The organism is Aquimarina rhabdastrellae, assembly GCA_947387485.1.
Classification (GTDB): Bacteria; Bacteroidota; Bacteroidia; order Flavobacteriales; family Flavobacteriaceae; genus Aquimarina.
On sequence record CANDNT010000007.1, the window covers coordinates 1 to 14,455 of the forward strand.

The window sequence follows — 14,455 nt, forward strand, 5'->3', positions numbered from 1 at the left end:
GCTCCATTGTTTAACTCATCGTTTACATCGAAGCCATCGTTGTTGTTCGCTCCTTCGAATCCGTCGTCTAATCCGTCTCCATCAGTGTCTGTTCCACTATAACTTCCTACTCCTGCTTCTGCTTCGTCTGTTAAGCCATCATTGTCACTGTCTAGATCTATATAGTCTGGATTATCTGTCCCATCTGTGTTCTCTGGTACGATCGCTGTTCCTCCATTATCGGTATCATAGCTATCGTCTAATCCATCTCCGTCGGTATCTGTTCCACTTGGGGCTACATAACCTGCTGTGCTCTGTCCTTCTACATTGTCTGGAATTCCGTCATCGTCTGCATCTATGTCTAAGTAGTCTACTCCGCCTGTCCCATCTGTGTTTGGTACTGCTAATGGGCTTCCGCTGGTTACTTCGCCTACGCCACTTCCGCTATCGATATTATCTACATCATCTGATAGTCCGTCTCCATCTGCATCGGTAATCGCTCCTGTTCCTATTACTCCATCTCCGTCTGGGTCTGTCCCCCCTGCTTCGATCACATCTACGATTCCGTCATTATCACTATCTATATCTAAGTGGTTCGCTACTCCGTCTCCATCATAATCATAGATTGATTCTACTGCATTGTTATCGTCTCCAACTCCTGCATCTCCATCGTCATCGTCTAGGTATAATGGTACTCCGTCTCCGTCTGCATCTGTCGTTGGGTCTATTCCACCTGTCTCTACTGTATCTGGTATCCCGTCATTGTCATCGTCTAAGTCTACATTATCGGCTATCCCGTCTAAGTCACTGTCAAAGCCTTCTCTGAAGTCTACTTCTGATGTTGCTGTATTATCGTCATTATTGGTATCATCGGCTCCATTGTTTAACTCATCGTTTACATCGAAGCCATCGTTGTTGTTCGCTCCTTCGAATCCGTCGTCTAATCCGTCTCCATCAGTGTCTGTTCCACTATAACTTCCTACTCCTGCTTCTTCCTCATCTGTTAAACCATCATTGTCACTGTCTAGATCGATATAGTCTGGATTATCTGTCCCATCGGTATTCTCTGGTACGATTGCTGTTCCTCCATTATCGGTATCATAGTTGTCATCTAATCCATCTCCATCCGTATCTGTTCCGCTTGGGGCTACATAGCCTGCTGTGCTCTGTCCTTCTACATTGTCTGGGATTCCGTCATCGTCTGCATCTATGTCTAAATAGTCTACTCCTCCTGTCCCATCTGTGTTTGGTACGCTTAATGGGCTTCCGCTGGTTACTTCGCCTACGCCGCTTCCGCTATCGATATTATCTACATCATCTGATAATCCATCGCCATCTGCATCGGTAATCGCTCCTGTGCCTATTACTCCGTCTCCATCTGGGTCTGTCCCCCCTGCTTCGATCACATCTACAATTCCGTCATTATCACTGTCTATATCTAAGTGATTCGCTACTCCGTCTCCATCATAATCATAGATTGATTCCACTGCATTGTTATCATCGCCAACTCCTGCATCTCCATCGTCATCGTCTAGGTATAATGGAACACCGTCTCCGTCTGCATCTGTCGTTGGGTCTACTCCACCTGTCTCTACTGTATCTGGTATCCCGTCATTGTCATCGTCTAAGTCTACATTGTCCGCTATCCCATCTAAGTCACTGTCGAAGCCTTCTCTGAAGTCTACTTCTGATGTCGCTGCGTTATCGTCATTGTTCGTATCATCGGCTCCATTGTTTAATTCATCGTTTACATCGAAGCCATCGTTATTGTTCGCTCCTTCGAATCCGTCGTCTAATCCGTCTCCGTCAGTGTCTGTTCCACTATAACTTCCTACTCCTGCTTCTGCTTCGTCTGTTAAGCCATCATTGTCACTGTCTAGATCGATATAGTCTGGATTATCTGTCCCATCTGTGTTCTCTGGTACGATCGCTGTTCCTCCATTATCGGTATCATAGCTATCGTCTAATCCATCTCCATCCGTATCTGTTCCGCTTGGGGCTACATAGCCTGCTGTGCTCTGTCCTTCTACATTGTCTGGGATTCCGTCATCGTCTGCATCTATGTCTAAATAGTCTACTCCTCCTGTCCCATCTGTGTTTGGTACGCTTAATGGGCTTCCGCTGGTTACTTCGCCTACGCCGCTTCCGCTATCGATATTATCTACATCATCTGATAACCCATCGCCATCTGCATCCGTAATCGCTCCTGTACCTATCTCTCCGTCTCCATCTGGATCTGTCCCGCCTGCTTCGATTACATCTACGATTCCGTCATTATCACTATCTATGTCTAAGTGATTCGCTACTCCGTCTCCATCATAATCATAGATTGATTCTACTGCATTGTTATCGTCTCCAACTCCTGCATCTCCATCGTCATCGTCTAGGTATAATGGTACTCCGTCTCCGTCTGCATCTGTCGTTGGGTCTACTCCCCCTGTCTCTACTGTATCTGGTATCCCGTCATTGTCATCGTCTAAGTCTACATTATCGGCTATCCCGTCTAAGTCACTGTCAAAGCCTTCTCTGAAGTCTACCTCTGTTGTTGCTGCGTTATCATCATTGTTTGTATCATCTGCTCCATTGTTTAACTCATCGTTTACATCGAAGCCATCGTTATTGTTCGCTCCTTCGAATCCGTCGTCTAATCCGTCTCCGTCAGTGTCTGTTGCACTATAGCTTCCTACTCCTGCTTCTGCTTCGTCTGTTAAGCCATCATTGTCACTGTCTAGATCGATATAATCTGGATTATCTGTCCCATCGGTGTTCTCTGGTACGATCGCTGTTCCTCCATTATCGGTATCATAGCTATCGTCTAATCCGTCTCCGTCGGTATCTGTTCCACTTGGGGCTACATAGCCTGCTGTGCTCTGTCCTTCTACATTGTCTGGAATTCCGTCATCGTCTGCATCTATGTCTAAGTAGTCTACTCCTCCTGTCCCATCTGTGTTTGGTACTGCTAATGGGCTTCCGCTGGTTACTTCGCCTACGCCACTTCCGCTATCGATATTATCTACATCATCTGATAGTCCGTCTCCATCTGCATCGGTAATCGCTCCTGTACCTATTACTCCGTCTCCATCTGGGTCTGTTCCGCCTGCTTCAATCACATCTACGATTCCGTCATTATCACTGTCTATATCTAAGTGATTCGCTACTCCGTCTCCATCATAATCATAGATTGATTCTACTGCATTGTTATCGTCTCCAACTCCTGCATCTCCATCGTCATCGTCTAGGTATAATGGTACTCCGTCTCCGTCTGCATCTGTTGTTGGGTCTACTCCGCCTGTCTCTACTGTATCTGGGATCCCGTCATTGTCATCGTCTAAGTCTACATTGTCCGCTATCCCATCTAAGTCACTGTCGAAGCCTTCTCTGAAGTCTACTTCTGATGTTGCTGCGTTATCATCATTGTCTGTATCACTTGCTCCATTGTTTAACTCATCGTTTACATCGAAGCCATCGTTGTTGTTCGCTCCTTCGAAGCCGTCGTCTAATCCGTCTCCATCTGTGTCTGTTCCGCTATAGCTTCCTACTCCTGCTTCTTCCTCATCTGTTAAACCATCATTGTCACTGTCTAGATCGATATAGTCTAGATTATCTGTCCCATCGGTATTCTCTGGTACGATTGCTGTTCCTCCATTATCGGTATCATAGTTGTCATCTAATCCATCTCCATCGGTATCTGTTCCGCTTGGGGCTACATAGCCTGCCGTGCTCTGTCCTTCTACATTGTCTGGGATTCCGTCATCGTCTGCATCTATGTCTAAGTAGTCTACTCCTCCTGTCCCATCTGTGTTTGGTACTGCTAATGGGCTTCCGCTGGTTACTTCGCCTACGCCACTTCCGCTATCGATATTATCTACATCATCTGATAGTCCGTCGCCATCTGCATCCGTAATCGCTCCTGTGCCTATTACTCCGTCTCCATCTGGGTCTGTTCCCCCTGCTTCAATCACATCTACAATTCCGTCATTATCACTGTCTATGTCTAAGTGATTCGCTACTCCATCTCCATCATAATCATAGATTGATTCTACTGCATTGTTATCATCGCCAACTCCTGCATCTCCATCGTTATCGTCTAGGTATAATGGAACACCGTCTCCGTCTGCATCTGTTGTTGGGTCTACTCCGCCTGTCTCTACTGTATCTGGGATCCCGTCATTGTCATCGTCTAAGTCTACATTATCGGCTATCCCATCTAAGTCACTGTCGAAGCCTTCTCTGAAGTCTACCTCTGTTGTTGCTGCGTTATCATCATTGTTTGTATCATCTGCTCCATTGTTTAACTCATCGTTTACATCGAAACCATCGTTATTGTTCGCTCCTTCGAAGCCGTCGTCTAATCCGTCTCCGTCAGTGTCTGTTCCACTATAACTTCCTACTCCTGCTTCTTCCTCGTCTGTTAAGCCATCATTGTCACTGTCTAGATCGATATAATCTGGATTATCCACTCCATCGGTGTTCTCTGGTGTAAGTCCACCTAAATACGCTGTGTTTACTCCATCATTAACCATATATGTTAATGGATCATCAGGATTAGGTGGAATATATCCTGCTGTTGTTTGAGCTTCTACATTATCAGGTATTCCATCATTATCACTATCTATATCTAAATGGTTTGCTATTCCATCTCCATCAGTATCATAAATTGATTCTACTGCATTATTATCATCTCCTACTCCTGCATCTCCATCGTCATCATCTAGGTATAATGGTACACCATCTCCGTCTGCATCTGTAGATGGATCTACACTACCTGTCTCTACTGTATCTAAAATCCCATCATTATCATCATCTAGATCAGTTATATCATCTACTCCGTCATTATCTGTATCTAATGCTTCTCTAAAATCTACTTCTACACTAAAACTATTATCATCGTTATCGGTGTCGCTCGCTCCATTGTTTAACTCATCGTTTACATCGAAGCCATCGTTATTGTTCGCTCCTTCGAAGCCGTCGTCTAATCCGTCTCCGTCAGTGTCTGTTCCACTATAACTTCCTACTCCTGCTTCTTCCTCGTCTGTTAAGCCATCATTGTCACTGTCTAGATCGATATAATCTGGATTATCCACTCCATCGGTGTTCTCTGGTGTAAGTCCACCTAAATACGCTGTGTTTACTCCATCATTAACCATATATGTTAATGGATCATCAGGATTAGGTGGAATATATCCTGCTGTTGTTTGAGCTTCTACATTATCAGGTATTCCATCATTATCACTATCTATATCTAAATGGTTTGCTATTCCATCTCCATCAGTATCATAAATTGATTCTACTGCATTATTATCATCTCCTACTCCTGCATCTCCATCGTCATCATCTAGGTATAATGGTACACCATCTCCGTCTGCATCTGTAGATGGATCTACACTACCTGTCTCTACTGTATCTAAAATCCCATCATTATCATCATCTAGATCAGTTATATCATCTACTCCGTCATTATCTGTATCTAATGCTTCTCTAAAATCTACTTCTACACTAAAACTATTATCATCGTTATCGGTGTCGCTCGCTCCATTGTTTAACTCATCGTTTACATCGAAGCCATCGTTATTGTTCGCTCCTTCGAAGCCGTCGTCTAATCCGTCTCCGTCAGTGTCTGTTCCACTATAACTTCCTACTCCTGCTTCTTCCTCATCACTAAACGTGTCATTATCACTGTCTAGGTCTATATAGTCTGGATCATCTGTCCCATCGGTGTTTTCTGGTATGATCGCTGTTCCTCCATTATCGGTATCATAACTATCATCTAATCCGTCTCCGTCGGTATCTGTCCCACTTGGTGCTACATAGCCTGCTGTACTTTGACCTTCTACATTGTCTGGGATTCCATCATCGTCTGCATCTATGTCTAAGTAGTCTACTCCGCCTGTCCCATCTGTATTTGGTACTGCTAATGGGCTTCCGCTGGTTACTTCGCCTACTCCACTTCCGCTATCGATATTATCTACATCGTCTGATAGTCCATCGCCATCTGCATCGGTAATCGCTCCTGTGCCTATTATTCCGTCCCCGTCTGGGTCGCTTCCCCCTGCTTCAATTACATCTACGATTCCGTCATTATCACTGTCTATATCTAAGTGATTCGCTACCCCGTCTCCATCATAATCATAAATTGATTCTACCGCATTGTTATTGTCGCCTACTCCTGCATCTCCATCGTCATCGTCTAGGTATAATGGTACTCCGTCTCCGTCTGCATCTGTCGTTGGGTCTACTCCGCCTGTCTCTACTGTATCTGGTATCCCGTCATTGTCATCGTCTAAGTCTACATTGTCCGCTATCCCATCTAAGTCACTGTCGAAACCTTCTCTGAAGTCTACTTCTGATGTTGCTGTATTATCGTCATTGTTCGTATCTGCTGCTCCATTGTTTAACTCATCGTTTACATCGAAGCCATCGTTGTTATTAGCTCCTTCGAAGCCGTCGTCTAATCCGTCTCCGTCAGTATCTGTTCCGCTATAACTTCCTACTCCTGCTTCTTCCTCATCTGTTAAGCCATCATTGTCACTGTCCAAATCGATATAGTCTGGATTATCCACTCCATCTGTGTTCTCTGGTACGATCGCTGTTCCTCCATTATCGGTATCATAACTATCATCTAATCCATCTCCATCGGTATCTGTTCCACTTGGGGCTACATAGCCTGCTGTGCTCTGTCCCTCTACATTGTCTGGGATTCCGTCATCGTCTGCATCTATGTCTAAGTAGTCTACTCCTCCTGTCCCATCTGTATTTGGTACGTTTAATGGGCTTCCGTTGGTTACTTCACCTACGCCACTTCCGCTATCGATATTATCTACATCATCTGATAATCCGTCGCCATCTGCATCGGTAATCGCTCCTGTGCCTATTACTCCGTCTCCGTCTGGATCTGTTCCCCCTGCTTCGATTACATCTACGATTCCGTCATTATCACTGTCTATATCTAAGTGATTCGCTACTCCGTCTCCATCGTAATCATATGCTGACTCTACCGCATTGTTATTGTCTCCTACTCCTGCATCTCCATCGTCATCGTCTAAGTATAATGGTACTCCGTCTCCGTCTGCATCTGTCGTTGGGTCTACTCCCCCTGTCTCTACTGTATCTGGTATCCCGTCATTGTCATCGTCTAAGTCAAATATATCCTCTACTCCGTCATTATCTGTATCTGGTTCACAGACAATGTCTGTATTATCAACTACATCTGCTAGCTGACTGGCATTTGTTGTATAGGTTAATCCTGTTATAGCTCCATTGGCGGTTACTCCTGTATTATTTACTACACCTCCATAAGTCCCATCATTATTACTATCTGCTGGTGATGCTATATAATCTGCATGATTTGTATTATATGCTTCATTGGCATCATTACAATTATCATCATCACTATCTATATTAATATAATCTGGATTAGTACTTCCTACTGTATTTGTTGGTGTAGTTCCTGTATCTGCTCCATTTATAATTTCTACTCCATCTGATAGTCCATCGTTATCGGCGTCGTTTGCTGTAGGATTTAAAGTTATATCATCTATTAATCCGTCATTATTTGTATCTAAACCACCAGCTCCAGATTCTACTACATCATAAATCCCGTCATTATCTGAATCTACGTCTAAATGATTTGGGATTCCATCATTATCACAATCTAAACTTGCTTGAATTACTGCGAAATTAAATTGGGTATTATCCCCTCCTCCTGCATTTGTGTTTGAAATATTTTCGTGTGTAACTGTTAATACCGAGACTGGATCAGAAATGAATGAAAATGTTCCTGCTCCTATAGGTAAATTGCTTCCTGATAAAGTAGGGCTAGCTGGATTTAGTCTTACTCGAATAGATTGTGCTGTATATGTTGTTATTCCGCTTACATAACCGCTTCCTGTATCTATTAATAATTGATCATCTGGATCGCTTAATGTAATTCTTTGTCCTAATGGCACTGAAAATATATATCCCTCATCTAACGTAAAAAATTGACCATTAGGTACTACTCCGTTTGCTGGGGTAGCATATGTTACATTAACTATTGTAGGATTCGAAAATTGTAATTCAAATACATTAACATCATCAAATGGTGGAGTAGGCATAAATCTTGATCGTAACGAGCCTAAGGCGTTACCTGTTAAATTCTGCCCATCATCTGCTGTCACCGATACCAATGAGAATGTTGTTCCGTCACATATTGACCCTATCGCTTGATTTGTTATAACTGCTCCAGTACCATTACCTCCTGTAGAACCTGAAAAATCTAGTGGTCCTGAATATGATTCTACCTCATCTAATATTCCATCATTATCATCATCAAGATCTACAGTATCTACTACACCATCTCCATCTGTATCTGGTACACATACTATTGCTGTAGCATCTATTACATTCCCTAATTGTGTCGTATCGGTTGTATATGTCAGTCCTGTAATTGCTCCGTTAGCTGTTACACCTGTATTATCAACTACACCTCCATAAGTTCCATCACTATTTGTATCTGCTGGTGACGACAAGTAATTTGTATGGTCTGTATTGTATGCTTCGTTAGCATCATTACATCCATCATTATCACTATCTATATTGATATAATCTGGATTGGTACTTCCAATAGTATTTACTGGTGTAGTTCCTGTATCTGCTCCGTTAGTTGTTTCTATCCCATCTGATAATCCATCATTATCTGCATCATTTGCAATAGGGTCTGATGTAATATCATCTACTAATCCGTCATTATTTGTATCCTCTCCTACTGTTCCTACTTCTACTATATCATAAATTCCATCATTATCTGAATCTATATCTAAGTGATTTGGAACACCATCATTATCAAAATCATATGCACTTTCTACTGCATTGTTATTGTTTCCTACTCCTGCATCTCCATCGTCATCGTCTAGATATAATGGTATACCGTCTCCGTCTGCATCTGTCGTTGGATCTACCCCTCCTGTCTCTACTGTATCTAGAATTCCATCATTATCATCATCTAAATCTACATTATCTGCTATCCCGTCTAAATCACTGTCGAAGCCTTCTCTAAAGTCTACTTCTGTTGTTGCTGTATCATCATCATTATCGGTATCACTTGCTCCATTGTTTAACTCATCGTTTACATCGAATCCATCGTTGTTGTTTGCTCCTTCGAAGCCGTCGTCTAATCCGTCTCCATCAGTGTCTGTTCCACTATAACTTCCTACTCCTGCTTCAGCTTCATCTGTTAATCCGTCATTATCACTATCTAAATCGATATAATCTGGATCATCTGCTCCATCTGTGTTCTCTGGTACGATTGCTGTTCCTCCATTATCGGTATCATAGCTATCATCTAATCCGTCTCCGTCGGTATCTGTTCCACTTGGGGCTGTATAACTCGCTGTACTCTGACTTTCTACATTATCTGGAATTCCGTCATCGTCTGCATCAATATCAAAATAGTCTACTCCGCCTGTCCCATCTGTGTTGGGTACACTTAATGGGCTTCCGCTGGTTACTTCGCCTACGCCACTTCCGCTATCGATATTATCTACATCGTCTGATAGTCCATCGCCATCTGCATCGGTAATCGCTCCTGTGCCTATTACTCCGTCTCCGTCTGGATCTGTTCCCCCTGCTTCAATCACATCTACGATTCCGTCATTATCACTGTCTATATCTAAGTGATTCGCTACGCCATCTCCATCATAATCATATGCACTTTCCACTGCATTGTTATCGTCGCCTACTCCTGCATCTCCATCATCATCATCAAGGTATAATGGTACTCCGTCTCCGTCTGCATCTGTCGTTGGGTCTACTCCCCCTGTCTCTACTGTATCTGGGATTCCGTCATTGTCATCGTCTAAATCTAAAATATCCGGAACATTATCATTATCACTATCTGGAGTACATACAATTGCTGCTGCATTGATTACATTTCCTAATTGTGTTGCATTAGTTGTATAAGTCAGTCCTGTAATTGCTCCATTAGTTGTTACTCCTGTATTATCGACAACGCCTCCATAAGTTCCATCTCCATTTGTATCTGCTGGTGATGATTGAAAATCTGCATAGTCAGTATTATACGCTTCATTAGCATCATTACAATTATCATCGTCACTATCTGTATTGATATAATCTGGATCTGTACTTCCTACGGTATTTGTTGGTAGAGTTCCTGTATCTGCTCCGTTAGTCGTCTCTACTCCATCTGATAATCCATCATTATCTGCATCATTTGCAGCAGGATCTGATGTAATATCATCTACTAATCCATCATTATTTGTATCTAATCCTGATGTTCCTGCTTCTACTATATCATAAATTCCATCGTTATCTGAATCTACATCTAAGTGGTTTGGAACACCATCATTATCAAAATCATATCCTGCTTCTATTGCATTATTATCATCTCCTACTCCTGTATCTGTATCGTCATCGTCTAAATATAAAGGTATTCCATCTCCATCTGCGTCGACTGAAGGATCTGTTCCTCCTGTTTCGACTGTATCTAGAATTCCATCATTATCATCGTCCAAATCCAAAGTATCAACTACTCCATCATTATCTGTATCTGGAACACATACTATTGCTGTAGCATCTAGTACATTACTTAATTGTGTTGTGTTGGTTGTATAAGTCAATCCTGTAATTGCTCCGTTAGCTGTTACTCCTGTATTATCGACTACACCTCCATAAGTCCCATCTCCATTTGTATCTGCTGGGGATGATTGATAGTTTGCGTGATCTGTATTGTATGCTTCATTGGCATCATTACATCCATCGTTATCACTATCTGTATTGATATAATCTGGATTTGTACTTCCTATTGTATTTGTCGGTGTAGTTCCTGTATCTGCCCCATTTGTCGTTTCTACTCCATCTGATAATCCATCATTATCTGCATCATTTGCAGCAGGATCTGATGTAATATCATCTACTAACCCATCATTATTTGTATCTAAACTAGCTGTTCCTGCTTCTACAATATCATAGATTCCATCGTTATCGCTATCAATATCTAATCGATTAGGTATTCCATCTCCATCTGTATCTAACAATGCGCCTATTCCAGATATGTTTTCTATACAAACCTCTGATACAGCCGATTGTTGTGCTCCACTTACCACGATATTTCCTCCAACTGCATAAATTAAATATACATCAGTTACAAGGTTTTGTCCAAAACTCCCATTAAATGCACCTGAAGGAGCATCTATAGCTAAATTTCCTCCTTGATCACTTTCTATTACTGGAATTGTTGATAATGGATTTAAAAATCCTGGTGGTGTATTGATTACATTTCTTGTACTTTGTACTAAATCACTTCCAACATTAGTATAAACAGGTGCTACATATGCTCCGTTATTTGCTCCTATTATAGCTGCTATTTCCCAATTATTAGCTGCTCCATCTATATCTGTCATTAAGAATCCATCTTCAACTATAACTGGTTCACTGAAAGTGATACGTTGATAAATGTAATCTGTTAAGTTTGTACTATTTCCATCTATCGTTGATGATCCTGTTGTTTGAATAATTGTATAATCTGGAAATGATGTATTTTGATCTCCATTAGCAGCGTTTAAACTTCCTGTTCCTAGGCCTCCTTCAGAATAAGTTACATCAATTCCATTTATTGTAACTTGATCTCCTACTGCATTTTCTATATCAAAAATATGGGTACATAAAGGATTCATTACAGCTCCTGTTATTAATGCTTCATCTGTATCCAAAATCCCATCATTATCATCATCTAAATCTATATTATCTGCAACTGTATCTCCATCTGAATCTATCGCTGTTCCGTTTATCGTAATGATAATATTTGCTGCATCAGAATTAGATCCATCTGTTAATGTATACGGTATTGTATCTGTAAGTGTATTTCCTAATATTAAGTTTGCTACAGCAGGATTAGTGGTGTCTACTACATAAGTATAAGATCCATCACCATTTACTGTTAATGTCCCATATGTTGTTGCTACTGGCATTCCTACATTAGCTGGTAATCCATTAACCTCTTCTACAGCTACTGCATTACCTCCTTGCCAATAAATATCTGATACTCCTGCAATTTGACCTCCTTGATCTGCATCTGTTGCATGTGGACCGTAATTATATGCTAATTCTAGATGATCTATAGGTTCATCAAAAAATACATTTACATTTCCTGTTGCATCGGATTCTACAGCTCTACCTGTTCCATAAAACGTATTGTTTCCTGCATCAACTACTCCTCCTGTAGTTACATGTTGAAAATGAGCAGGAGCTCCTGCTAAGGTTCCATTAATTCTGATTAAATCTTGCCATGATGTTCCTTGAGAGTAATCTATATCAACAACTAAAAATCCTAAATTATAAACAGGTTCGCTAAAATCTATACTAAGTTTTGTATCTGCGGATGGATTTGTACTAGCATCTACAGAATATCCTAAATATCCTGTATGCCCTCCATTTGTAAATGTTTGATATACTACTAAATTTTGATCAGGTATACCTATATCATCTGGATCATCTTCTGTAAAATTCAAAGTTACACCATCTATAGTTCTCGTCGTACCATCTACTGGTCCTGAAAGACCTACAAAAACTCCACCTGCTGCTGAATACTCGTTTTCCCATATTAATCTAGAAAGAACTCTATCTGCTGCGTCAACTCCATCTCCATCGTCATCTACAATAACATTTCCTGTTGCTGTATTTGTAGTTCCTACTGTTACTGCATTCATATTATTTACAGCATCTGGTGTTTCTGTAATTCCATTAATAGTAATGATTAACATTCCGTAATCAATTATTCCTAGATTATCTACTATCGTATATGAAATAATATCTTCTATTGACTCTCCTCCTTGTAATCCTGTTACTGCTGGATTGTTAGTATCTACTGCATAAGAATACGATCCATCTGATTGTACTGTTATTGATCCAAACAAGGTGGTATATGCTGTTCCTACCGCTGTAGGATATACATCAATTTCACTAACAGCAATACTTGAACCTGTATCGTTTGTTAATATATTTCCTGTAATAGCTACTGTAGCATCTGCATCTATAGTATCTGTATCGTCTGTAGGTACTGGTGGGTTTGTAAAGACACGAATTATAGTTTGTGCACTCCCTGTAGCGTTATTACTATCTGTGATGGTTACATCCATAGTACGTATACCATCTGTATAAGGGCTGGCAAAGTTCCCATAAAAAAAACGAGTCAAAAAAGTCGAGAAGTCTGCATTAGGGATTGGTTGTCCTGTCGCTTCGGTTATATCAAAAACTGTTCCTGCTGTTTGTGTTACTCTAATCGTTGAGCTTCCTATAATATAGTCTGTTGCTGTAGCAATAGTATTAAAACGATAAATATCAAAACTTCCTCCATTATTGATTGCTGCTGCCTCACTAGCCCCACCTGTTAAATCTAATACTCCTGTAAAACTAATCTGAGCACTTATTATATTTCCATCATCTGAAGTTATTGATGGTGATATACTCGTAGTCGTTACTGTAGTTGGTGTAGGTTGCACTTGTAGATCATGATCATTCCCTGCTGTTAAGGTATTTAAGTCAATAGTAGGTGCTGCCATCATCATTCTAGACAACATTGAAGATCTGCCTATATTACTTGTGTTTTCTGTTTCTACTATTGATCCTAACGTTTTATTATTAGGGTTCAACTCATCTTCATTCAAATATCTTTTTTCGTTAAGATCATATATTTGAACTTGATTATTAAAAGGCTCAGTTTGTGCATTTGTGGTCACTATACCTATACATAGAAATACTGTATAGCATATAAGAAGTTGTAACCATTTTTTTGTACAAAAAAATGGTAATAATAGCGGACTTTTTTTCATAAATTCTGGTATTAAACCTTGTAGTCTTAATTAATTTTGAACAGAGTTATTCTTTATAAGATTATCCAGATGTTGATGCCAGATATTCTTATATATAGCAGGCTTGCTTCAAAGCATCTACTTTAATGCAATACTACTTTATGGTTCATTTTAATTTTGCTTATCATACTTGATATGCCCCTTTTAACTTTAGTTATGGTTTGTTGTGTTCTTGTTTTCTCATTCTAGTAGGTTTTTATATTTGGGTGATTTTTTTCTCGTCTTTCGGGGTGATTTTTCAGACGACTTAAATGAGTTTACGTAAAGGGATATTGGGATAATTGTATTGGGGTAAGTATTCTGTAACGCAGGTAGCCCTCCTGCTATAGGAGATTTAATTTTTTTGAAACTGTAGTATGTTAAAGTCATACGTTAGCGATTATCTAATTAAATCTTAATTCTTCTCTTTTATGGTTTGATACCATATCGCTTAACTATATGAATAAATGAGACTTATTTTGTGAGATACAAAGTCTATGGGTATTTTGTTACAGAAATATTCTGTGGTAGGTATTTAAGAGTAAAATGTAATTTTTTGCTATAGTATCTCTTTTTTAATTAATACATCTATTTATTCTGTTAGGCTTTTTTTAACAGTATAAATCTACATATAT

The 14,455-nt window shown here is 40.4% G+C and carries 1 protein-coding gene; it reads right to left on the reverse strand.

The genetic code is table 11. The annotated features are described in order from the left end of the window. On the reverse strand, positions 1–13,802 hold a 13,802-nt coding region (locus tag ACYEKI_RS11875), incomplete at its 3' end, for a beta strand repeat-containing protein (protein WP_459211411.1). Positions 13,803–14,455: the final 653 nt, after the last annotated feature.